The sequence below is a fragment of the Acidihalobacter sp. genome, assembly GCF_037381185.1.
Classification (GTDB): domain Bacteria; phylum Pseudomonadota; class Gammaproteobacteria; order DSM-5130; family Acidihalobacteraceae; genus Acidihalobacter_A.
Genome location: NZ_JARRQY010000046.1, coordinates 16881 through 40150, shown reverse-complemented (window position 1 = coordinate 40150; position 23270 = coordinate 16881). Strand labels below are relative to the sequence as shown.

Sequence of the window (23270 nt, the reverse complement as noted above, 5' to 3'; positions counted from 1 at the left end):
TATCGGCGGCTTGGCCGCAGGTTATAGCAATGTTTCATCCACAACCGCTTAGCGCATCAGTGCGGAAGCGGTGAAAAATACTCGTCGAAGGCGATCCAGCCGCGGCGCATCATCACGTCCTCGTTCGCGGCGACGGTACGCCAGTGCTGCTCCAGGTACAAGCGCCGCTCCAGCGCCCGAGCGATGGTCGTTTCGAACTGATCGCGTACGTCTTCGTCGTAGTCTTCGAACGCACCCTCGTCGCCGCCCAGATATTCGGCAGCCGCCTCGCCGGCACGCTCGCCGGACACCACCGCCGCGGAAATCCCGCCGCCGGTGATGGGATGGGTCAGTCCGGCGGCATCGCCGACGAACAGACAGCGCCCGACGACCAGGAACTCGCGCAGGCCGCCGACCGGGATGGCGCCGCCGGTACGATAGAGAATCTGCTCGCCGACCAGGCCTTCGCGCACCAACTGATGGTGCAGCGATTCGAGCGGTTCCTTAAGGTTATCCTCGAAGCGCTTGTCGGCCCCAAGCCCGAGATTCGCCAGATCGCCCTTGGGAAACAACCAGGCGTAGCCGCCCGGAAAATCGTCGGAGAGCCAGATGTCGGTATCGGCATAAGGCTTGAGCAGCGGCACGGTGTATTGACGCGTCTGCACCACCTTGAGCGGCGGCAGCTTCATCTGCGCGGCAACCGGTGAATGCGGCCCGTCGGCGGCGACCAGCACCCCGTAGCCGATCTCGATGGTCTCCCCCTCTCGGCTCAACGTGGCAATGCGTGCCTCCGCATCCAGTCCGATCAGGCGGGTGTGCGTCCACAGCGTCGCGCCGGCCGCCTCGGCCTCCTCGGCGATGGCCTGATCGAAGCGGGCTCGGTCGATCATGTAGCCGGGAAACTCGGAGTCATGGCGCTTCCCGGAGGGGAGGATGCTCTTCATACCAGTGATACGCTGGTGCAGCACGCCCTCCGACTTGGCGTAGGCACCCATCGGCATGGGAATGAACTCCGCGCACTGCACGGGTTCACCGACCCTGCGGTTGCGGTCGACGCCGAGCACCTCGAGACCGGCCTGCGCCGCGACGCGCGCGGCCGAGGCACCGCCCGGACCGAGACCCACCACCAGCACTTGCACGCGCTTCATGCCGAGGACTCCCGTATGGGCGCAGCTTCGGCAACGGCATTGCGAATGACCGTGACGAAGTCCTCCGCGGAAAGCATCAGCATCTCGGCATCGGCGTTTGAAAAGAAGGCCTCGACGTTGCGCTCCAGATCGGCCAGCGGCGTATCCTTCAGCGCCGCCTCCAGATCGAGCACAACGCGTCGTGGCTTGACGAAGAAATCGCCTGTGATCCAGACCTGCTTGAGGTGCTGGCGCGGCTGATCCACGGCCACGCTGGCGCGCAACAGGCCTCCGCGCGAACGATATACGCCGTCGAGCATGGGCGCATCGGCCAGCGGGCGGTTGTGCTGGTAAATCCATTCCGGCGTGTCGATTTCGACCAGCGCTTCCTCAAAGGCGGACCGCTCGGCCGCATTGATCGTCTCGGCCGACTCGAATTCGACGCCGAAGGCTTCGCCGACCGCATCCCTGATATTCCGCTCGACCACGTCCAGCGCCGGTGCGCTGCCAAGCAATTCGCTCAGGCTGACCACACGCTCACGAGCCGAACTGATCGCCTTGTCCGACAATTTCTCGGCCGGAATACGCAGCACGCGCAACATACGTTCGACGTCGAAATCGAGCAGCAGCGTGCCCTGGTAGAGAATCGAGTCGCCGTCGAACGCGCCTCCGGTGCCGGACACCTTCCGCCCGTCGATCTCGATGTCGTTGCGCGGGCGAAAGCGCGCATCCACCCCCAGGCGCGAGATACCGTCCGCCACCGCGGTGCAGATACGTTCGGCGATCAGCCCCATCTCCGCAGTGCCCAGTGCCTTGCGGTCCAGGTAAAGTTCCCAGCCGAGCACGGTTTCGTCGAAATACAGCGCACCGCCGCCGGTTACGCGGCGTTGCACGTCGATCCCCTGATCCAGACAATAGTCCAGGCGCAGTTCCTGCTCGACGTGTTGGTGGAAACCGATCAACGCGGAGGGCTCGAAGCGCAGGAAGCGCAACGTATGCGGCGAGTCGCCCGCCTGATGGCTGGCCAGCAGCGCCTGATTCAGCGCGAAATTTTCCGCCGCCCGCAGTATCCCGGTATCAATGACGCGCCAAGCGCGTCCTGCCGCACGGGTCATGCCGAGCAGCACCCCGCGCCGGCCGTATCGGCACCTTCAGTGACGATACGGATACCGCCCAAGCCACGGGCAGCGGTGCGCGCAAGAGCGCGCCGCTGACGTTCCTGTTCAATGATCGCGTTCAGGTCTATATCGAGTCCGGCGTCTTTGCCGTCCAGCGCCATAACCTCGTCACCGACGGCGATCGAGCAGCACGCAGGCGTCACCTTGACTCGCCGGTCGAGCCGCGCGGCCAGTTCGACCGAGCCGTCTGCCGGATGGGCAATGCCGTTGAGACCGGCCATCACCGCATAGCTGTCGATCTGCGATTTCGCCATACCCGTCGGACGCGCGCAACCCAGCAACAGCGGCGTCTGCGGCAGCGCCTTACGTGCATCCATAAAGAAACGGCCAACCGCATGGCTGTCAGGCGTCTCGAAGGGGCGACTCTCGGGCGCATAGAACGGCATGACCACCACCAGAACCACGGCGTCAGGCAGATGGCGCTGGATCATTTCCAGCGCGTTCCATTCGCCGAGCAGGCGGCCATAGTGCAAGCCGATGACGATGTGCGGGACGACCTTCATTTTGGTCGCCACGAGGCTCTCGAGGGTCGCTTCGAAGTCGTCGACGCTGCGGCGCAGATGGTAGACCTGGGTAATCGTATCCTGCGCGCCGATGACATCCATCATCGCTGCGTCGATACCTGACTGCTCCATGCTGAGCGCGATGTCATCGTCGACCAGCGCGGTGTGCAGGGCGATCTTGAAGCCGGGGAATTCGTCCTTGATGCGACGAATGGTCGAATAATAGGCGTCGTATTCCACCTGGTTCTGGTGGTTGGAACCGCCGGTCAGCAGCATCCCCTGGGCGCCGTCTTCGATGATGCCATTGACTACCCGCCAAAGGTCCTCCGGCGTGCGTGCCGGCATCATCGGATCGAGAATCTTGGCTTTGCAGTGGTCGCACTGCAATTTGCAGTCGCCGCCGGTAATGGACACCGCCGGCCATGCGCTCTTGCCGCAGTCCTTCAACTCGGAAGTTTGGAACACCTTGAATGTCGGCGTATAGAAATTAATCGCGGGAGCAGCGGTTGCCTCCACGGCACCGAACTCGCTTTCCATGGCGCCAACCAAACCAGCATCGAGGGTGATGTCCTCGAGCGGTTCGACATGGCGCAGACGTTCCAGCCAATCCGACATTGCAGAGTCCTATACGAAAACGGGGGCGAAGCTACGCGGCTAGCTGCCGCTGCCCCTTCCGAGTGGTCAATCACCACTTACGAGGTGCGGCCAATGGATCCAGCCGCGCTCAGGGGCCGGTCCGGGGCATGCCCCGGACCGGCCCTGAAATCAGCCTCAGCAGCCGCCGAAGCCGTCAGCGTCCATCTTGGCCTCGAAGGCAGCCAACGCATCGGCCCCGGTCTTCAGCTCGGCAGTGTCGCCGTCCCAATCCGCAGCGCTGATCTTCACCAGCCATCCTTCACCATACGGATCGTCATTGATCAGACCCGGGTTGGCGGAAACGGCATCGTTGATCGCAGTCACTTCGCCGGCCACGGGGGTTTTCGCCGGACCGACCCACTTACCGGATTCAACGGTAGCGCAGGACTTGTCCTTCTTCACGTCTTTGCCCACCTTCTTCGGCGTGTAGGACACGATCTGCCCGGCCAGTGAACAGGCATAGGAAGTCAGGCCGACCGTGACGGAGCCGTCACCTTCCTGGCGCACCCAGACGTTATTGTCTACGCTGTAAAGCAAATCTTCGGGGATGTTACAACCGCGCACGGCGCCCATTGGCTTCCTCCTAATTGGAACGGTTAAGGGATGTGCATAAACAGGGAGATCGGGCTCCCCTTATTAGAACGAAATCACTTTATCGCAGCGCAATACCAGATCGGCCAACTCGCTGGCTCTGGCCACCCGATCGACCTCTTCGATCAGGCCGGACGCTTCATCGATTCTATATCCAGGTAAAGCGGGCTGGCAAACATGCAGAGTCACACCCGCGCGCTTAGCATCGCGGATGAATTCAATGATCCGCTTGCCGCCCTCCATCGCCCGAAGACCCTCGGCTACGCCGCGCTCCATCAGGCGCACCCCCTCCATCGTGAAAAAGATGTGAACCTCCACATCCATTGCTGCGAAGATGGACCCAAGGTAGAACGGCGTGGCGCAACGGTTAGGCGTAGATGGCCCACTGGTCATCAGAATGACGACTGTCTGTTCGTCGTTGTCCAGGTACTGATCGGCGTCGACCATATATTAGCCCTTAAACGTCGCCGTGAAATTCGTCGCGCGCATGGCGACACGCAAATTTCAGCGCAGCTTGCGATGACAATGGATATCCTCGTCACGCGCCCGCTTGCAATAACCCTCATGCGCTTCCTCACCCGTGAGAAAACTCTCCAGGGCACGGTCTGCCCCATCCGCCGCCTCGACACGCGCGATCCAGGCATTGTAGGGATCGCTGTTGAGCAGCACCGGATTCTCGAGCACCTCGGGATTACCCTCGATGATCGAACAATGAATGAAATTAGGGATCGGCCCGGCCCACTTGCCGCTCTCGATCGTCGCCACCGGCTTGCCGGGCGGGCGCACCGTCCCCGGACGCCGTACCCGAACATGCAGGATCTTCCCGGCGATGGACTGGGAAATATCGGTCATCCCGACGGTCAGGGAGTCATCGTGTTCACGCCGCAGCCAGATCTGGAACTCGGCGTCGTAATATAGCTCGGGATGGAACTCGCAGCCATTACATTCCATGTCACCTACTTACCGTTGAGTGTCGGAAGCCATGAGCAGCAGCCTGCAGGCGGCATTACGGCGGCACGGCGTTATGCTGGGCGGCGTACCGCCGCCCAGCCTCCGTCGAGGAACGGACTTAGATGATACCCTTCTCCTGGAGAAGGCCGATAGAGTCGCTGATGTTCTCGTGCACACCGAGCTTGCGCGGCGACAGGCCGAGCGCCAGACCGAGCAGCTGGGTGAAATAAATCACCTTGACGTTGCTCTTGATACCAAACTCGGTCTCTGCACGCACTTGGTGCATTTCCAGGCCGGAATGGCAGGTCGGGCACTCGGTGGCGATGACTTCGGCACCGGCGTCCTCAGCGGCCTGGATGATGTTGAGCACCAGCTGGGTCGAGGTATCGGAATCCGACAAGGTGTGGGCGCCGCCGCAACAGGCCGTCTTGAGCGGAAAATCGATGTTGACCGCACCGGCAGCGCCGAGTAGGTCGTCCATGAAATGAGGCTTATAGCTGGATTCCGAATCCGGCCCCTGATCCTTCTCGGGGAAAATCTGCCGCGGACGCACGTACATGCAGCCGTAGTAGTTGGCGACCTTGATCCCGTTCAGGCTTTTCCGCATCTTCTGCTTGATGCCCTCGGTGCCCAGCTCTTCCATCAGCCACTCAAGCAGATGCAGGGTCCGCACGTCGCCCTCGTAGACCGGGTCGTCGGCCTTCTGCGCCAGGTCTTGCACGGTCTGCAGGGCTTTTTCGGAGGTCGCGGTCTCGTATTCCGCCTTCTTCAGGTTGTGATAGCAGCCGTTGCAGGGAGCCATCACGGTATCGATGCCCATTTCCTGCGAGGCCAGCGCCATCACCCGCGACGACAGATAGGTCTGCAGCATAGGATGGATATTCTTGACCTCCATCGCTCCGCAGCAGTTGTAGTCACGGATGTTTTCCATTTCCAGGCCCAGCGCCTTGACCAGCACGCGGGTGGACTTGTCGTAGGGACCGCCCGATCCTTCCAGGGCGCATCCGGGATAATATGCGACCTTACCCATGGGCGGCCTCCTTCTGCTCTTCAACGTATGCTTTCAGCACTTCGCCGGTCTTGCCCCAGGACTTGGTGCGCGGGGTGATGGCGAAGTTGAGCCCCATCTTCAGCATCTGCGCGACGGGCATGTATTTCATCATGCGCTGGCCAAAGGTCATCAGCCATTCCTGCACCAACGGCTGGTTGGTCTTCTTGAAGAAGCCCATCATCACGCTCGCATCCTCGATGCGACCGGTGTGATAGATCTCATCCCAGAAGGTTTCATCGAAGTGCGTCGACGGGCTCTTCTCGGTGATGCCCTGATCTTCCATCCAGTGCGCCAACGCCTTCATCACGCCTTCCGGACGCACGTCCTTCGGACAGATGTTCGTACACTTGTTGCACGACACGCACTGCCAGATGATGTCCTTGTCTTTAAGGATTTCGTCTTTCAGACCGAGACGCGTCAGGTAGATCCAGTAGCGCGGGTTGAACTGCACGTTCTGCGCGTACATCGTGCACGAATTGGTGCACGAACCGCACTGCCAGCAACGGTGCACATTTTCGCCACCGCCGTACTTCTGGATAACGTCCTCGAAGTCGTCATCGTAATCGCGCAAGGTGCGCGGGGTTATCATGGTGTTCCAGCTACCGGAGACATCGACGCCGTCGACCACGAGCGACTCGTGGTTCAGCAGCCGTTCCGGCTCGATCAGTGATTTCTCGTGAATCGCCATTCCGCTCTCCGTGTATTCCCAGCAAATTAATGCAAGGTGCGGTCCGCATCTCCGCCTTCGACGCTCTTGCGTCCACCGGCATCGACGCCAAGCAATTTGAGTACAAACTCCAGGGGATGCTGATTGCCGCCGAATTCCGCCTGCACCATACCAAGCCCGTTCGACATCGCCTTGACATAGTCCGCATAGGCCTGCGCCAACAGCATATCGATCAGGAACGGCAGATCACGATAGAAACCCGCTTCCGTGAGCGCTTCCGCGAACCAACTGCGTGCGCCCTCGTAGGTTTCCGGACGATTATCCAATGGAATCTCCGGCATGCCGTCATTCCCACGGATGAACTCGCGCAACGCGCCGCTTGCGGTCTCTTCGTCCCACACCCAGCGCGTCATGAGCGGCATGCCCTCGGGATCGCGGAAATGCAGAATTTCTGCCGCCAGATCCCAGATGGCCCGCCTCTCCTTCTTGCGCTCGGCCGGAACGATCTCGCAAAACTCACGCATGCGCTCCGTTACCGATCCATCGCCGTAGACCAGCGTTTCCGCCAATTCCTCGGCCTTGGAAGCATCGAGTTCGGCAAAAAATGCCGCCAGCTTGCGCCGTGCAGGGAAAACCGCGCTGAGCACGATCAGGAAAGCCTCGCGACTCAACCCCCAGTCTTCCGTACGCGTGACAGGAAAAGCCTTCTGCATCAGTTCCTGCTTGGTACGCAGCGCTGCCAGCAGCGTTTCGAGCCCACCCTCGAACTCGTTCACCTCATCCAGCAACACCTGAAGCTTGTTGCCCGTGATCGTGCCGTCAAACACGACCTCGAGCTTCGCAGGGCGGATGACCGTCGGGTCATCCGCGCCTTGCGCCGACTCAGCTTGCTTCCCGAACCAGAGCATTGAGATCAGCCACCGTCCGCGAACCAGCCGCCGCACCCTGAGAGATCGAATCGTCGATCGTCTCCGGGCCATAGGCCGCGCCGCAGGAGTAAATGCCGCGACGGGTCGTGCCGCAGGTGTTGGTGTAATGTTCGGCACGTTCGATGAAGCCATGCTTCTCGAGGCCGACGCCGAACACCTTGGAGATTTCGGGGTTGTCCTCGTTCGGATCCATGCCGATGGCATGCACCACGATGTCGAACGGAATGATGATCGGGCGCTTGACCAGCGTGTCCTCACCCTTGACCAGCAGGCGGCCGTCGGGGGAAGCCGTGACTTCGGCGATACGCGCCTTCACGAACTTGGTCTTGAACTCTTCCTGCGATTTCCAATAGAACTTGTCTTCGTACAAACCGAATGTACGGATGTCCATGTAATAGATGAACACATCGGTCTGCGGCGAGATTTCCTTGATTTCCATCGCCAGGTTCGCCGAAACGGTGCAGCAGATCTTGGAGCACCATTCGCGGCCGATCTGACGGTCGCGCGAACCCACGCACAGCAGGATCGCCACGCGCTCGGGCACACGGCCATCGGACGGGCAGGCGATCTTGCCGCTCGACACCATCTGCTCCATCTGCGTGGTGGTCAGCACATCTTCGAAAGTGCCGAAGCCCCACTCGGGCTTGTTGATGGAATCGAAGTGCGTGAAGCCGGTGGCCAGCACGATGGCGCCGGCAGCGACTTTCTCGCCGTTGCTCAGGGTAGCAGTGAAATCGCCGGCCTCGCCTTCGAGCGACTCGACCTTGGCACTCTTGTGCACGGTAACGGCCTCATCCTCCTCGACGCGGCTGACCATGCGGCCGATCGCATCCTTTGCCCACTCACCGGAAGGCACCAGCTTCGCATAGCCGGACAGAATCGGGGCGCCGCCCAGAATCTCTTCCTTCTCGACGACCACGGCCTTGTAGCCTGCGGCGCTCACCGTTGCAGCAGCGGACAGGCCCGCCGGGCCCGCCCCCACAATCAGCACTGTGTCCTGCATTATGCCTGTCCTCCGTATGCCAACTCGGGGTTATAGAGATATTCGATATTTCCCTTTTCGACTTCTTTCAGATATTCCTGGAAGTTCTTCTTCGCCTCGGACCAGGAAATCCCCATCTTCTCGACCAGGTCCTCGCAGGGCGATGCATGCCACTGCAGCTGGACGATCTTGAACGGATCTGCGCCGCAAGCCAGCGCCGCGAACTGCACGTCGGCGACGATCGGAATCGAGAAATCCTGGTCGTGCGCCTTACCGATCCACTGGTTCTTGTCCATGGTGGTCACGCAGCCCGTGTCGTTGGCGAGCATGACGTCGGCGTTCGCCTCCTCACGGGCCACACGGATCTTACGGTCCATGGTGAACGACCGTGTGAACTCGCGCTCGGAGATGATGTGACGGAAGCCGAAGCCGCAGCAGTCGTACCAGGTCGAATAGTCGATGGTCTGCGCGCCAAGGGCTTGCGCGATCGAGGTAATGATCGCCGTACGGTTGCCGCCGAGCACATCAGGATCGTACACCGCATCCTCGTGCACCATCTTGTAGTAGTGGCAGGCCACATGGGTGGTGGTGCGGATGTTCGAGACGTCGATCTTCTGCAGCTCGGAGGCGATGCGGTTGCGCATCACGTGTACCCACTCGGAATAGTGGATGATCTCTTCCGGGATGACCAGCTTACCGTCGACCAGGCGACCCAGCTTGCCGAGGATCTTAGTGACCTTCTCGCGCAGCTCGGCAGACTCGATCAGGTACTTGCGGATCTCCTTGTAATTGCCGAAGGAGGTCCCGCAGTGCACCAGCGGGAAGAAATGCCCCAGCTCGTGGCCGTGCTGCTTGCCGGACACGTAGGCCTGGTGGAAATTGCGCAGGAACACGGCCGCCAACGCTTCGACGTTGCCGATACCGGAACCATGGTAGTTCCACGCGGTGCAGGACGTCTGATCAGTTTCGTCGAGGTAGTCCTTGCCCGGCACGAAACCGAACTCGTTCATGAACCACATCAGCGATGTCGGGTAACCCGGAATATTGCCGCATTGGCCACAGGACTTGTGATGCCAAAGCTGCTTGGTGGGGACCTTCTTGTCCCAACCGAACAGCGTCTTCACCATCTTCGGCTCGTGTTCGTCCGTGATGCGGTGAATGATGATTTCGCCTTCTTTTTCGAGCTCGTACATGTGCTCGCGGACGTCGTCCATGCGATCACCGAGATCGACGGTGCGGCGGTCGACGTGCTTGCGCACCCAGTCGGTGGCTTGGACGGCTTCTTCACGGGACAGGTCGGTCTGCTGGAAGAACGAACCGTGACCGGCTACGCCCTGACCTTCGGTGTTCGAAGTACCGTTTTCATCGCCAGGATTCATGATGAACCTCCTCAATAGTGGTCGGATTCCTTCTGCCGCCGCTGCTCAGGCGGCGCGGAATCGTTCAATCGTCGTCTTCCTGCTCCTCGAGCCACTCTTCGTATTCTTCGCGCTTCTCGTCGATGAAGTCTTCGATGACGTCGAAGAGGTTTTCGTCCATGAGCTCCAGCGACTTCATGACGCCGGTCATTTCCCAAATCGTGTACATCTCGACGGAGGTCTTCAGCGAAACCTCCCAGGCCGTTTCGACCGTCTGCAGGGTCTTGACCGGGATCGCCTTGCGAAGAACCGCCAGATCACCCTCGACCTTCTGAATGTTCGGGCCCCAGTCGGGGAAGTGATCGGGCTGGATCATGTCGGGAGACAACTGGTTTCCCGTCGTGATGAGTTTGAGCATCACGCGACCGAAGGGACGAAGCACGTCCTTGGCGGACTGCATCTCGTGCTTGATGGCAACCTCGCGCATGATCGCGACCAGACCACCGGGGGAGTTTTTGAAGGGACAACGCGCTGCGCAGGTCATACATTGCGCACAGGCCCAGATCTTTTCCTGCATCGCATCATAGATCTGCTCGACGTTCTCGGTCCAAAGCAGTTGCACGATTTCGCGCGGGCTGTAGTCATAGAACTGCGCCGACGGACAGGTCGCGGTGCAAATCCCACAGTTGAGACAGCCATTCAACTCATGGTCGTAGCGAAAGTCACCACGAATGTCGTCATAGATTTGCTGCATCTCGGCATAAGTAGCCATACAAGCACCTCATTTTCCAGATTTCAGCCTGCGTTCGCACCGCTTCGCAGATCTTTTGGGTAAACCCAGAACCGCAGTGCGCGGTCACTCCTCAACCTGCTAGTGATTCCATAGACGGAACGGCTAGCTGGGCACCGAATGCCGCCCATGCCACAATCCCGCCCCGCAGGTTATATACGTCATCCAGACCGCGCTGCGCCATGAAAGCGCAAGCTTGCGCGGAACGCGCGCCGCTCTGGCAATAAAAGACAATCCGTTCGCCGGAAGAAAATTCAGTCGCACGGACCGGCACCAGATGCAGCGGCATGAGTTCAGCGCCATCAATCACGCCCCGCGACATTTCCGCCGGTGTACGCACGTCCACGAGACGAAACCGCTCGCCACTTTCCTGCCACTGGCGGAGCGTTGCCGCATCGACTTCGTGAAACCCGTACATCCCAAAAAACCTCCTTATGGGGACTAATGCATATGCTTATGCGGTTTAAGCATATTAACACATTCTGCTGAGGCCCCACCCTGGTCGTCAACCACAATGTCTCTATGGGGTTATTACCGCCCAACCCAGCGCAGCACCACCGTTGCGCCGGTCGCAGCCCGCGGCTTGGGCAGAGTCGACGGCGCGGTCCATGCGGTATTCTGGCGCTGGGTTCTACTAACGATTAGACACCGGTGATAATCTAATGGTCCGGATCCACCCCCATAGTTTACCTTCCATCTCGGGAGACCACCGCCCACATCACCGAAGACAGGCAGGAGATCGGCACATTGAACAAAAGTAAATTTCAGGAAAACACGCGTTACGCCATCACCCTTAAAGACGAAAGCGGCCGGCTACGTCCCGCCAATGTCTATGTCTACAAGCTGCACGACGATTTCATGGTCGTACGCTTCACGGACAAATCGGGCATGCTTCACAAAGTCCCCTATGGCGACGTGACCAAGATCGTCAAGACCACCGAAGTGGAGCCCGACGCCCGCTTCATGGTCCCGGACGTTCTTCTCAGTGCGAAAACGTGGCAAAGTCGTACCTCAATGCAGGCCTACAGCTCCAGCCCACGGGTAGGCAAGTAGGCTCTACCAGCGCGCGGGGCCGGCATCCCCGCCCCCGCGTATCAGCTGCCCTGAGAACGGCACTTCAAAAGCTGTCGGCCAGCTGCGCCGCAATCCTCCTGCTGGCATCGACTACGGCAAGCTTTGCCGCGTCGGCGATCGATCTGCCGGATCTCGGCGATCCGGCCGACGCCGAGTTCTCGCCTGTTCAGGAAGCCCGGCTGGGCCGGGCCATCGAGCAGAACATCCGCACCCAATTGCCACTGGTCGACGACGTCCAACTCAACAGCTACATCCAGGCGCTCGGCGAACGCTTGGCCGCCAACGCCCCCGAACCCCACATCCCGTTCACTTTTCTCATTGTCCGAGATGCATCCATCAACGCCTTCGCCGCCACGGGCGGCGTCATCGTCGTCTATTCCGGATTGATCGAAGCGGCGCACAGCGAGTCGGAACTGGCCGCAGTCATGGCACATGAGATAGCGCACATAACCCAGCGCCACATTGCCCGCACCCTGGAACAGAACCAGCGCATGAGTCTTGCGACCATGCTCGCCGTACTCAGCGGAATCGCCCTAAGCGCCAACGCACCACAGATCGGCAGCGCCGTGACCGCAGGCGCTGTCGCCGGCAGCCTGCAGAACCAGCTCAACTTTTCACGCGCCTTCGAACGTGAGGCTGACAGCATAGGCATCGACATTCTGGGTCGCGCCGGATACCGGCCGATCGCCATGGCCGATTTTTTCGCCCGACTGGCGCGCACCGAGTCGCCATCCGACGCCGGCGTTCCCGAACTGCTGCGCACTCATCCGGTCACCGGTGACCGCATTGCCGAAGCCGAAGCGCGCGCCGCTCAGCAGCCGAACACTGGACGCAACGACACGCTTACCTTCGAATTCGCCAAAGCGCGACTGCAGGCCTTGCTGACGCCACCGCGGACAATCATGGAAGCCTATACCAAAGCGACACCGCAGGTCCGCACGCGACCCGAGGTTCGTTACCGCTACGCGCTGGCGCTGCGGCGCGCCGGCCAGGCGCGACAGTCGCTCGCAATCCTGCAAACACTGGTCGCCCAATACCCCAACAGCATCGCCATGCGCCTGGCACTCGCCATTAGTACCAGCGACTCCGGACAGCCCGACGCGGCACTGCGACAGTTGCGCCGACTCGACAAACTCTACCCACGACAGGAAGCCATCGTAATCGAACTGGCCCGTCTCGAAATAAAACACGGACAGGCCGCCGCGGCACTGCGGCATCTGCGCGAACTCGTCGAAACCCGGTCCGTGCAGCCCGAAACCCTTCACCTGGAAGCACAAGCCGCAGCACGGGCCGGACGGCCGGCATTCAGTCACGAAGCACTGGCGCTGTACCACTTCCGCCTCGGCAACAGCACCTCTGCTCTCGAGCAGATCGAACTCGCCCTGCACACCCCCGGACTCGGCGCCGTAGAGGAAACACGCCTACGCAGCCTGCGGCGGCAGATCCAAAGACACCTCCCATAGCCCTTCCTATCGACACGATTCCGTGCTCGTACGTCAATGAATACCTATATACAGACTCCCCCAGCAGATCTCACGCCTTTGCCGATCCGTGGATAAATGGAATAAAGCGTTATGGACACGCATCAGTAGCAACTGAGATCGTCTGAATGAGGTTATGGAATCATTAATATAGAAGAATGCTTATAAACATCCTGATTTGTTGTGAATTAATTCGATCACGCTATAGTGGAATCCGAGCCAAAAAGTGCCGACGGCGCCATTTGGCGCGACCCCACATAAGACACGACCAACACCTCGTAGAAAGGTGCCACTCTTAAGGAGGCTGACATGCGGAATCCCGTAAGGCTCGTTACAACCGTGGCCGCCATGGCCGCACTCACGGGAAGCCTTGCGCTTGCCTTACGTCGCGATGAAGGCCCGCTTCCCCGACCGCCAGAAACTCTTCGACCAGATCTGGGATCCCCGGCACATGAACCCGCATACGATCATGCCTCCCTTCGGCGCTAACCGGATCCTCGACAAGAGCCAGATCAACAAGATCATCGATTTTCTCTACACCCACTGAAATCTCATGGAGCAAGAACGCATGAACAACACCCGTCGTGTCTTCCTCAAGGGGAGCTTGACCGCGAGCGCGCTCGGCGTCGCCGCCGGTGCGGGCCTGCTGACACCCAGCAGCGTGCTGGCCGCGACCTGGCCGAAAGGCGCCTTCGAGCGCAAGGACCTCAAAGAAGCGATGAAAATGATCGACGGTTCGAGTAGCGCCGAAAGCGGTCACGTGACCCTGCGGGCACCGGACATCGCCGAAAACGGCGCCGTCGTTCCCGTCACCATGTCGTCCGACCTCGATAACGTGGTCAGCCTGACCCTGTTCGCCAAGGACAACCCCTATCCTCTGAATTCCAACTACGTTTTCAGCAATGGAGGCATGCCTTACGCCTCCAGCCGTATCAAGCTGAGCAAGACGATGGAAGTGATGGCCGTTGCCCGCACCTCCGACGGCAAGCTCTATAGCACCAAGAAGCAAGTCAAGGTCACCATCGGCGGCTGCGGCGGCTGACGCTAACCTTACGATCAAGCAAAGGACGATACGCATATGCCTAGCAACACCATTCGCATCCGTGCCCAGGTCAAAGGTGGCACGACCGACGTCAAGTCACTCATCAAGCATCCGATGGAAACCGGCTTGCGCAAGAACAAGGCCGGCAAGCCGATTCCTGCCCATTTCATCGAACAGGTAACCGCCGAACTCAACGGCAAGCAGGTCATGCTCGCCAACTGGAGCATCGGCATTTCCAAAAACCCCTTCCTGTCGTTCAAGGTCATGGGGGGCAAGGTGGGCGACACACTGAAGCTCAGCTGGGTCGACAACAAAGGCGAATCCGATTCGATCGAGACCAAGCTCTCCTGAATCGTCCCGCCGGGCCACACACGAGGGAGGAGATAAACACGATGAAAAAGCTCATCACAATCGCCGTGACACTGACGGCTATGCTGCTGGCGATGCCCGGAACCTCCCTGGCATCGCCACAGCAGGACCTGAAGAACTTCAGGCAGTACTTCGAGAAGCGCTTCCCCGACACGCCGTTCAAGGACTTCGCCAATGGCGCTCTGGCCAAGGGCATCGGCACCCCTGACATGATCAGCCAATGGCAGGACATGATGCAGTTCCCGCCGTTCGACTTCGCACTGGCCAAGGGCAAGAAGCTGTTCAACACGCCGTTCCCAAACGGCAAGACCTACGCCAGCTGCTTCAAGAACGGCGGCATAGACATTCGCCAGTACTATCCATATATCGACAACAAGACCGGGCAGGTACATACGCTGGAAAGCGACATCAATGCATGCCGCGTAAAGAACGGTCTCAAGCCGCTGGGCTGGAAGAAGGGCGACATTGCCGACATCTCTGCCTATATGGCTAGCACCTCGGATGGGCAGCCTCTACAGGTCAAGACGCCCACCACTCCGGCCGAGCTTGCTGCATACCAGCACGGCAAGGCGTTCTTCTACGCCAAGCGCGGGCAGCTCAACATGGCCTGTGCCGATTGTCACATGGTGCATGCAGGCCAGTGGATCCGTGCAGAGATCCTCAGCCCGGCGATCGGTCAGCCCACGGGCTTCCCGACCTACCGCGCCAAGTGGGGTGCGCTGGGCACGCTGCAGCGCCGTTTCGCCGGCTGCAACAACAACATCCGCGCCAAACCCTTCAAGGCGCAGAGCACGCAGTACAAGGATCTGGAGTACTTCCTCACCTACATGAGCAACGGCGAGCCGGTCAACGCGCCGGCATATCGCAAGTAGGCGATTCCTGATGCCTCCACCACTAAGCCCGGTTCGCCGGGCTTTTTTCTGCCCGCCGTACGGTAGAATGGGATCCACTCGAATACGCACGATCCCCCTCCCGGCATGGCACACGCCTCTTCGCAGTCCCTGCTCCACGACCTGTTCATCGGACGTCAGGCGATCTGCAACACCCAGCTCGGCGTCTACGCCTATGAACTGTTGTTCCGCACCGCGCACCGTACGGCGCTGCCCGACACGGCTCGCGCCGACGCCGCAACGTCCTCAGTCATACTTGCCGCATTCCAGGACATAGGCATCGACCGTCTTGCCGGCGACAGGCCGGTTGCCGTCAATCTCAGCCCGGGGTTGCTGGAACTGGTAGCCAGCCTCCCCGCACCACCCGAACGGGTGATCCTCGATCTGCCGCTGACCCTGGCGCGCCCTCACACTCTTCCTGCGCTGCAGGAGCTGAAAGCACTCGGCTACACCCTCGCGCTGGACGATTTCGAGTTCGACACGCGCCTCGCCGCGACCTACGACCTCGTTGACATGATCAAGGTCGACATACGCACCGCGGACAATTCCACACTGGCACGCCTGCCCAAACTGCTCAAGCGGCTGGGCGTACTCAGCGTAGCCAAGAAGGTCGAAACGATGGAAGAGTATGAACGGCTGCGCGATCAGGGTTACGAGTTGTTTCAGGGCAAATTCCTGAGTCGTCCGCGCACGCTGAAAGCAAAGACACTCACCGCCAACAAGCATGCACTGCTCACCCTGCTCTGTACTCTATATGACCCACACAGCGAAATCGGACAGATCGAGAACGCACTGGGCAGCGATCCCGGCTTGAGTTACAAACTGATGCGGCTGATCAACTCCGCCTTTTTCAACCCACCTCGAACGATCAATTCTCTGCACGACGCTATCGTCATCCTGGGTCGCCGACGGCTTGCCACCTGGGTCGCACTGACCGCCCTGGGCCGTCTCGACGACCGTCCACCGGAAATTTTCAGAATTGCACTGGCACGCGGCAAGATGTGCGAAAGGCTCGCGGAACATACCGGGCATCCCGGCAGCGATGGCTTTGCCGTCGGCCTGTTTTCGGCGCTACACCTGCTACTCGGACAATCGCTGAACAAATTGCTGCTGCCACTGCCGATTTCGGAACGCCTGAAATGCGCCATCCTTGCACACGAAGGCCCGCTGGGCGAACTGCTGTCGACGGTACTCGCCTACGAACGCAATCGCTGGAAAACCGTCACACACGCGGCACTGCCGATGGATCTGCTGCGCCAAGCGCGCCTCGAAGCCCTGGAGTGGGCCGACTCGCTAAGCGGTATGCTGACAGGCAGCGAATAGAACCGGTGGGCGCGGACCTCGCCCACCGGGCTTGGCTCACCCCAGAGCCGCGGTTTGCGCCGCATGCGCATCAGCCACCGTCAGCGTGGCCATGTTGACGATACGCCGCACGGTCGCCGAAGGGGTCAGAATGTGCACGGGGGCCGCACAGCCCAGCAAAATGGGGCCGACTGCCACGTTGCCGCCGACACTCGCCTTCAGCAGATTATAAGTGATGTTGGCGGCATCTACGTTCGGCATGACCAGCAGATTGGCCGCGCCCTGCAACGTCGTATCCGGCAGAATTTCCTTGCGCACGGATTCGCTCAACGCGCTATCGCCATGCATCTCGCCATCGACCTCCAGATCCGGGACCCTCTTGCGCAGCATCGTCAGTGCTTCTCGCATCTTCGCGGCTGACTCGTAATCGCTGCTGCCGAAGTTCGAGTGCGACAGCAGTGCCACCTTCGGCTCTATACCGAAACGCCGCACGGCCTCAGCGGCCATCAGCGTGATCTCCACCAGCTCCTCGGCACTCGGGTCCGGGTTGACGTGAGTATCGGCGATGAACAACTGATGCGTCGGCAAAATGAGTGCATTCATCGCCGCGTAGACGCTGCAGCCCTCACGGCGGCCAAGGACTTGATCGATGAAACGCAGGTGGCGGTGAGTGGTGCTGATAGTGCCGCAAATCATGCCGTCGGCCTCGCCCTTTTGCAGCAGCATTGCACCGATCAGCGTGGTTCGGCGGCGCATCTCGAGTTGCGCGATCTGCTTGGTCACACCACGGCGCGCCATGATGGCATGGTAGGCCTGCCAATACTCGCGGAAACGATCATCGTTCTCTGGATTGACCACCGTAAAGTCGCGCCCCGGCTGCAGCCTCAGGCCGTAGCGAGCGATGCGGCTTTCGATCACCGTCGGTCGACCGACCAGAATCGGCGTGGCAAGGCCGTCGTCCACGAGCGTCTGCACGGCACGCAGCACGCGCTCCTGCTCGCCCTCGGCAAACACCACCCGCTTGTGTTCCGGTTGGATCATACGGGCCGAGGAGTAGATAGGCTTCATCAGCGTACCGCTGTGATAGACGAACTCCTGCAAGCGCTGCTTGTAGGCCACGAAATCCTCGATCGGCCGGATCGCGACACCGTCGTCCATCGCCGCACGCGCCACGGCCGGAGCGATCTTCACGATGAGGCGCGGATCGAAGGGTTTGGGAATCAGATATTCCGGACCGAAAGTCAGATCCTGAATGTCATAGGCTGCAGCAACGATGTCGCTCTGCTCCTGGCGCGCCAGATCGGCGATCGCCTGCACCGCGGCAATCTCCATGTTGCGCGTGATCGTCGTCGCACTGACATCCAGGGCTCCCCTGAAAATGAAAGGGAAGCACAACACGTTGTTGACCTGATTGGGATAATCGGAACGCCCCGTGGCGATGATCGCGTCCGACCGAATTTCCCTGGCCAGTTCAGGAAGAATCTCCGGCGTCGGATTGGCGAGAGCGAATATCAAGGGCTGCTCCGCCATCGCCTTGACCATATCCGGCTTGAGAACTCCGCCAGCCGATAACCCCAGGAACAAATCCGCCCCCTCGATGACCTCACCGAGCGTGCGCGCATCGGTGCGCTGCGCAAAGCGTGCCTTATACTCGTCCATCAATTCGGTGCGGCCCTCATGAACCACGCCTTCGATATCAGTCAGCCAGATGTTCTCGACCGGCAACCCCAGGTCGATCAGCAGATCGAGACACGCCAGCGCGGCAGCACCGGCACCACTGACCACCACCTTGATCGAACCGATATCCTTGCCCACCACCTTCAGACCGTTGGTCACCGCTGCGGCGACTATGATCGCGGTTCCGTGCTGATCATCGTGGAAAACGGGAATGCGCATGCGCTCGCGCAAACGCTTCTCGACCACAAAGCATTCCGGCCCCTTGATATCCTCCAGATTGATGGCACCGAAGGTCGGCTCCAGCGCCGCGACGACGTCGACCAAGCGTTCAGGATCACGTTCGTCGATCTCGATGTCGAACACATCGATGCCGGCAAATTTCTTGAATAACACCGCCTTGCCTTCCATCACCGGCTTGGAAGCCTCCGCACCGATAGCCCCTAAGCCCAGCACCGCGGTGCCGTTGGTGACGACACCCACCAAGTTGCCGCGCGCGGTGTAGCGGAAGACGTTGAGCGGATCGGCCACGATCTCTTCGCAGGCGGCAGCCACGCCTGGCGAATATGCCAGCGCCAGATCGCGCTGATTGACCAGCTGCTTGGTCGGCGTAACGGACAGTTTTCCGGGACTGGGACACTCGTGGTACTTCAGGGCAGCTTGGCGCAGCATATCACTGGACGACATCAGTTCTCCTTTAAGCCGCGGCTCCGCCACAGCGCAAAATAGCTAGGTACGATAGACCGGCAAACGGCATGCATCCTGCGTTACCGGACGGCCGGTTCACGCCGCGAAACTGCAGGGAGCGAAACCGCTTGGTATCGCCCATGGCACCTCGAGACGGGTTCTGTGAACACGTGCAGACTTAAGCATAGACCGGGCCTGCGCCTCCAGCCAGTGCGTAGCCGCACACGATACGAAATTGCCCCCCGGACCGACACGTGCCAGGATCGGCAGTCGCCCTGCCCGCTCGGATAATTGGAACACGACATGGAATGGCTGCTTAACCCTCAAGCCTGGATCGCCCTGGTGACGCTGACGGCACTGGAAATCGTGCTCGGCATCGACAACATCATATTTATCTCGATCCTGGTGGGCCGCCTGCCGGAACACCAGCGCGACCGGGCACGCATCCTCGGACTCGGCCTGGCCATGCTCACTCGGCTGGCGTTGCTGCTGTCTCTGATCTGGATCACCGGACTGACCAAGCCATTGTTTTCGGTGTTCTCGTACGCCATATCCGGGCGCGATCTCATTCTCTTCGGCGGTGGTCTGTTCCTGCTGGCGAAGAGCACCTTGGAAATACACGGGGCGCTCGAAGGCAATAAAAGCGCGGAACGCAAATCCGTTGCCGCCGGTTTGACGAGCGTGCTCGTGCAGATCACACTGCTGGACGTCGTGTTCTCGCTCGATTCGGTCATCACCGCCATCGGCCTGGCCCAGCAGTTGGCGGTGATGATGCTCGCCATCGTGCTCGCGGTGCTGGTCATGATGTTCGCCGCCAAACCGGTTGGAGAGTTCGTCGATCGCCATCCAACCATCAAAATGCTTGCGTTGAGTTTTCTGGTTCTGGTGGGAGTGACCCTGATCGCCGACGGCATGGGCTTCCATATTCCCCGCGGCTATATCTACTTCGCCATGGCCTATGCCGTCGGCGTGGAAATGCTCAACCTGCGCGTGCGCCGTCGGGGCGCGGTGCCGGTCACGTTGAGCAAGGCCTACGAGGAGGACAATCACTGAGAGGACGGGATAATCTTGAAGTAAAGCACGCGGTCCCGGATCCCGCGCCGAGCACGTGAATCGGGTTAGCGATTTAAATGGTGGGCCGTGTTGGGCTCGAACCAACGACCATCGGATTAAAAGTCCGGTGCTCTACCAACTGAGCTAACGGCCCTGAAAGGGCGCAATCATACCTTTTCCGCGCCGCTGCTGGAACCCCGCAACGGCACGGAAAAACAGCGGCTACACCGCTTCCAGCTTGCGCAGTCGATTCGGCAGCAAATGCATGTCGGCCAGTGCCGCCACCAGCGCGCTGAACACCGTCGCCTCGCCCTCGTAGACCAGGCGGTAATACTCGACCTTCATGGTCAGCGCACTGCCGAAAATGATCGAAGCGAGCGTCATGTACGAGCCCAACGCCAACGTCGACACCCCGGTCACACCCTGGCCGATCGTGCAGCCCATGCCCAGCACGCCGCCGACTCCCATCAGGAAACCACCGACCACGTGCCGCACGAAATCGCTCCAGGACGAGAACCATTCAAAACGAAAGCGGCGTGTCAGGAGCGCAAACAACAACGACCCCAGCACCACGCCGCCCGCCGCCATCATGCCAAAGGTGACGAGATTCTTGGCGAAGCCAGTGCTGATGTAATAGGAAAACTGACCGCTGGGGGAAACGAAGGTGAAGGACTGCGCCCCGACGGCAGCCGGCGGAACATCCATGAAAGCCGCATCACTCTGCCACTGCTGGCCGAGCGGCCCGGCCGTCACCCACCAGGCCACCACCACGGCGAGCCCGACCACCAGTCCGCCGAGAATGTTGTCGAAACTGGAACGAAAATCCTTGGATTTAAATGCCCAAGCGATCAGCGCAACACACAGAACAACGCCGACCACACTGCTGACCAACGCCGCCGAGGACAAGCCGAACAGCCCGGCGAGAATATCCCCAATACCCTGGGTGTTGCTGCCATGGGCACTCAGATCGATGAAGGCGGGCTGCATCCAGCGCAGGAACACCTGATATCCGAAATTGGTGTACATCATCAGATAGGCGCCGATGCCCATCATCGCAAAGACGAGGACCGACTTCAGATTGCCGCCGCCGATACGGACCATGGTCTTGTTGCCGCAGCCGCTGGCGAAAGTCATACCGACCCCGAACAGGAAACCGCCGACCAGATAGCGCGGCCAGGCCAGGCTGGAAGTCAGATAGGGCGGAAACGAAGTGCTGTTACTCGCCACCATGGACATCTTGGCCATGCCGGTCCACTGCAGTAAAAGCACACCGGCGATCGCTACGGCGATGGCGAAAAACCAGGCGCGGATGCGACCGGTATCGCCCATGTTGACCAGATCGGATACCGCGCCCATGGTGCAGAAATTGGTTTTGTTGACCACCGCACCCATAACCACCGCAATACCCAGACCCGACAACAGGATCTGCTGGGTTGAACTCAAAGCCATACCGCCGCCCTCCAGAGCTTCCTTCGTTAACCATTGCCCCGACGGCGCTCAGCCGTCCGTACCGATTTCTGAAAGATGCGACGGAACGAAGGATTATTCCGCCTGCGGCTGGTATCGCGTTGGATCGGCGATTCCCGCCCCGGCAAATCCCTGCGCGCGCAAACGGCAGGCATCGCAACGGCCACAGGCACGCCCTTCGGCATCGGCCTGATAGCAGGTCACCGTCTGCGCATAGTCAACGCCAAGTTCCACACCGCGGCGGATAATCTCGGCCTTGGTCAGTTCGATGAGCGGAGCCTGCACCTTGAAGCCGTCACCTTCGACACCCACTTTGGTCGCGAGGTTGGCCAAGCGCTCGAATGCCTCCACGAAAGCCGGCCGACAGTCCGGATACCCCGAATAGTCGACGGCGTTCACGCCGATAAAGATATCGCGTGCATCGAGGACTTCCGCCCACCCCAGAGCCACCGACAGGAACACGGTGTTGCGTGCCGGAACATAGGTCACCGGAATACCCTCTTCCGGTGTTTCCGGCACAGCGATCGCCGCATCCGTCAGCGCGGACCCGCCGATCGCACTCAAATCCAGCCGAATGACTCGATGCTCCACAGCGCCGCCGACCCGTGCAACGCGCCCGGCCGCCTCTAGTTCGGCAGAGTGGCGCTGGCCATAGTCGAAACTCAGTGCGTAGCACGCGTAGCCCTGCGCACATGCCATGGCCAGAACCGTCGCCGAATCCAGTCCACCCGATACCAGTACCACCGCCTTTCTCATCGTCCCGGCTCATCTCCCCAAAGGTATTTGTGCAACTGCACCTGCATGCGCACATGTAGCCTGTCGTCCAATATCCACTGCGCCAGCTCGCGCGGTTCCAACTCGCCGTACGCAGCTGAGAGCAGCACCTCGACACGGTCGGCCAGCGCATGTTCCCGCAAACGCTCACACGCCCACTCGTAATCTGCGCGGCCGGCTATCACCAGCTTGACCTGATCCTGTGGACCGAGGTGTTCGAGATTACTCCAAAGATTACGTCGCTCCTCGCCGGAACCCGGCGTCTTCAGGTCAACCACCTTAATCACCCGGGCGTCGACCTGAGCGACATCCAACGCCCCGCTGGTCTCCAGAGATACTTCGTAGCCGGCATCGCACAGGCGTGACAGCAGTCCATGTACTCCGCGTTGGGCCAACGGCTCGCCGCCGGTCACCGTCACATGCCGCACACCGTAGCCATCAACGCGTGCGCAGATATCGTCCACGTCCATCCACTCCCCACCGCTGAACGCATAGGCGGTATCGCAGTAGGTACAGCGCAGTGGACATCCGGTGAGGCGGACGAACACGGTCGGCCAGCCCACGCTGCGCGCCTCGCCCTGCAACGACAGAAAGACTTCGGTGATGCGCAGGCGCGCACCACCTGCTGAACGGTCGCTGGGAATGGAATTCATCGCCTCTGAAACTCGTGCGCGGCGCCCCGAAGGTACGCCGCGCGTAAAATTCGTGTCGATAC

At 60.4% G+C, this 23270-nt stretch carries 25 protein-coding genes and 1 tRNA gene; 8 read left to right on the top strand and 18 right to left on the bottom strand.

The features are described from left to right. Nucleotides 1-56: 56 nt before the first annotated feature. From P8014_RS15275 to P8014_RS15215, 13 genes are all read right to left on the bottom strand, one after another. Nucleotides 57-1127, bottom strand: coding sequence for an NAD(P)/FAD-dependent oxidoreductase (locus tag P8014_RS15275; RefSeq protein WP_337818190.1), 1071 nt, complete (start codon nt 1125-1127; stop codon nt 57-59). After that, nucleotides 1124-2221 (bottom strand): biotin/lipoate A/B protein ligase family protein, encoded by a 1098-nt coding sequence (locus P8014_RS15270; RefSeq protein WP_337818189.1) that lies wholly within the window; start codon nt 2219-2221, stop codon nt 1124-1126. The genes P8014_RS15275 and P8014_RS15270 overlap by 4 nt, the downstream gene beginning before the upstream one ends. Continuing rightward, entirely contained in the window at nt 2218-3402 is a 1185-nt protein-coding gene (locus P8014_RS15265) for a radical SAM protein (protein ID WP_337818188.1), read from the bottom strand. The genes P8014_RS15270 and P8014_RS15265 overlap by 4 nt, the downstream gene beginning before the upstream one ends. A 156-nt stretch (nt 3403-3558) precedes the next feature. After that, nucleotides 3559-3996, bottom strand: a complete 438-nt coding sequence (gene gcvH, locus P8014_RS15260) for a glycine cleavage system protein GcvH (protein WP_337818187.1) — start codon at nt 3994-3996, stop codon at nt 3559-3561. A 63-nt stretch (nt 3997-4059) separates the two neighbouring features. Further along, the gene (locus tag P8014_RS15255; protein WP_337818186.1) at nt 4060-4461 is read right to left on the bottom strand and encodes a DsrE family protein; all 402 of its coding nucleotides are present in this window, start codon (nt 4459-4461) and stop codon (nt 4060-4062) included. 57 nt (nt 4462-4518) lie between these two features. Continuing rightward, entirely contained in the window at nt 4519-4965 is a 447-nt protein-coding gene (locus P8014_RS15250) for a glycine cleavage system protein H (protein WP_337818185.1), read from the bottom strand. 118 nt (nt 4966-5083) lie between these two features. Next, complete coding sequence (locus tag P8014_RS15245) at nt 5084-5995, bottom strand: CoB--CoM heterodisulfide reductase iron-sulfur subunit B family protein (protein ID WP_337818184.1); 912 nt, start codon at nt 5993-5995, stop codon at nt 5084-5086. After that, on the bottom strand, nt 5988-6704 hold the full coding sequence (locus P8014_RS15240) for a 4Fe-4S dicluster domain-containing protein (protein ID WP_337818183.1): 717 nt from the start codon (nt 6702-6704) through the stop codon (nt 5988-5990). The genes P8014_RS15245 and P8014_RS15240 overlap by 8 nt, the downstream gene beginning before the upstream one ends. A 26-nt stretch (nt 6705-6730) precedes the next feature. Continuing rightward, a complete protein-coding gene (locus P8014_RS15235; RefSeq protein ID WP_337818182.1) occupies nt 6731-7591 on the bottom strand; it encodes a hypothetical protein in 861 nt (286 codons plus the stop codon). Beyond that, the gene (locus P8014_RS15230) at nt 7566-8594 is read right to left on the bottom strand and encodes an FAD-dependent oxidoreductase (RefSeq protein ID WP_337818203.1); all 1029 of its coding nucleotides are present in this window, start codon (nt 8592-8594) and stop codon (nt 7566-7568) included. Before P8014_RS15230 ends, P8014_RS15235 begins: the two co-directional genes overlap by 26 nt. Nucleotides 8595-8614: 20 nt before the next feature. Beyond that, entirely contained in the window at nt 8615-9973 is a 1359-nt protein-coding gene (locus P8014_RS15225; RefSeq protein WP_337818181.1) for a heterodisulfide reductase-related iron-sulfur binding cluster, read from the bottom strand. A 64-nt stretch (nt 9974-10037) separates the two neighbouring features. Further along, nucleotides 10038-10706 (bottom strand): 4Fe-4S dicluster domain-containing protein, encoded by a 669-nt coding sequence (locus P8014_RS15220; protein WP_337818202.1) that lies wholly within the window; start codon nt 10704-10706, stop codon nt 10038-10040. A 109-nt stretch (nt 10707-10815) separates the two neighbouring features. Continuing rightward, nucleotides 10816-11160, bottom strand: coding sequence for a rhodanese-like domain-containing protein (locus tag P8014_RS15215; protein ID WP_337818180.1), 345 nt, complete (start codon nt 11158-11160; stop codon nt 10816-10818). 329 nt (nt 11161-11489) lie between these two features. Here P8014_RS15215 and P8014_RS15210 point away from each other — a divergent pair, with 329 nt between their 5' ends. The 7 genes from P8014_RS15210 to P8014_RS15180 all read left to right on the top strand — a co-directional run bounded on the left by P8014_RS15210 (nt 11490) and on the right by P8014_RS15180 (nt 16921). Beyond that, entirely contained in the window at nt 11490-11795 is a 306-nt protein-coding gene (locus tag P8014_RS15210; protein ID WP_337818179.1) for a hypothetical protein, read from the top strand. Then, nucleotides 11738-13279, top strand: a complete 1542-nt coding sequence (locus P8014_RS15205; protein WP_337818178.1) for a M48 family metalloprotease — start codon at nt 11738-11740, stop codon at nt 13277-13279. The genes P8014_RS15210 and P8014_RS15205 overlap by 58 nt, the downstream gene beginning before the upstream one ends. 394 nt (nt 13280-13673) lie before the next feature. Continuing rightward, on the top strand, nt 13674-13844 hold the full coding sequence (locus P8014_RS15200; RefSeq protein ID WP_337818177.1) for a hypothetical protein: 171 nt from the start codon (nt 13674-13676) through the stop codon (nt 13842-13844). A 21-nt stretch (nt 13845-13865) separates the two neighbouring features. Next, nucleotides 13866-14339, top strand: coding sequence for a thiosulfate oxidation carrier protein SoxY (soxY, locus tag P8014_RS15195; protein WP_337818176.1), 474 nt, complete (start codon nt 13866-13868; stop codon nt 14337-14339). Between the two features lie 36 nt (nt 14340-14375). Then, complete coding sequence (gene soxZ / locus P8014_RS15190) at nt 14376-14690, top strand: thiosulfate oxidation carrier complex protein SoxZ (protein WP_337818175.1); 315 nt, start codon at nt 14376-14378, stop codon at nt 14688-14690. Nucleotides 14691-14731: 41 nt separating this feature from the next. Further along, on the top strand, nt 14732-15580 hold the full coding sequence (soxA, locus tag P8014_RS15185; protein ID WP_337818174.1) for a sulfur oxidation c-type cytochrome SoxA: 849 nt from the start codon (nt 14732-14734) through the stop codon (nt 15578-15580). 105 nt (nt 15581-15685) lie between these two features. Further along, nucleotides 15686-16921, top strand: coding sequence for an HDOD domain-containing protein (locus P8014_RS15180; protein ID WP_337818173.1), 1236 nt, complete (start codon nt 15686-15688; stop codon nt 16919-16921). A gap of 36 nt (nt 16922-16957) precedes the next feature. On the opposite strand, the gene P8014_RS15175 is transcribed toward P8014_RS15180, so the two are convergent. After that, nucleotides 16958-19261 carry an NADP-dependent malic enzyme gene (locus P8014_RS15175; protein WP_337818172.1) on the bottom strand — a complete coding sequence of 768 codons (2304 nt, stop codon included), beginning with the start codon at nt 19259-19261 and terminating at the stop codon, nt 16958-16960. 303 nt (nt 19262-19564) lie between these two features. On the opposite strand from P8014_RS15175, the gene P8014_RS15170 reads away from it, so the two are divergent. Continuing rightward, nucleotides 19565-20314 (top strand): TerC family protein, encoded by a 750-nt coding sequence (locus P8014_RS15170; RefSeq protein WP_337818171.1) that lies wholly within the window; start codon nt 19565-19567, stop codon nt 20312-20314. A gap of 78 nt (nt 20315-20392) precedes the next feature. Here P8014_RS15170 and P8014_RS15165 read toward each other — a convergent pair. From P8014_RS15165 to queE, 4 genes are all read right to left on the bottom strand, one after another. Further along, nucleotides 20393-20468: transfer RNA gene (locus tag P8014_RS15165), tRNA-Lys, on the bottom strand. 68 nt (nt 20469-20536) lie between these two features. Next, the gene (locus P8014_RS15160; protein WP_337818170.1) at nt 20537-21763 is read right to left on the bottom strand and encodes a YeeE/YedE family protein; all 1227 of its coding nucleotides are present in this window, start codon (nt 21761-21763) and stop codon (nt 20537-20539) included. Between the two features lie 93 nt (nt 21764-21856). Then, nucleotides 21857-22537 (bottom strand): 7-cyano-7-deazaguanine synthase QueC, encoded by a 681-nt coding sequence (queC, locus tag P8014_RS15155; RefSeq protein ID WP_337818169.1) that lies wholly within the window; start codon nt 22535-22537, stop codon nt 21857-21859. After that, on the bottom strand, nt 22534-23208 hold the full coding sequence (gene queE / locus P8014_RS15150; RefSeq protein ID WP_337818168.1) for a 7-carboxy-7-deazaguanine synthase QueE: 675 nt from the start codon (nt 23206-23208) through the stop codon (nt 22534-22536). Before queE ends, queC begins: the two co-directional genes overlap by 4 nt. Between the last annotated feature and the right edge of the window lie 62 nt (nt 23209-23270).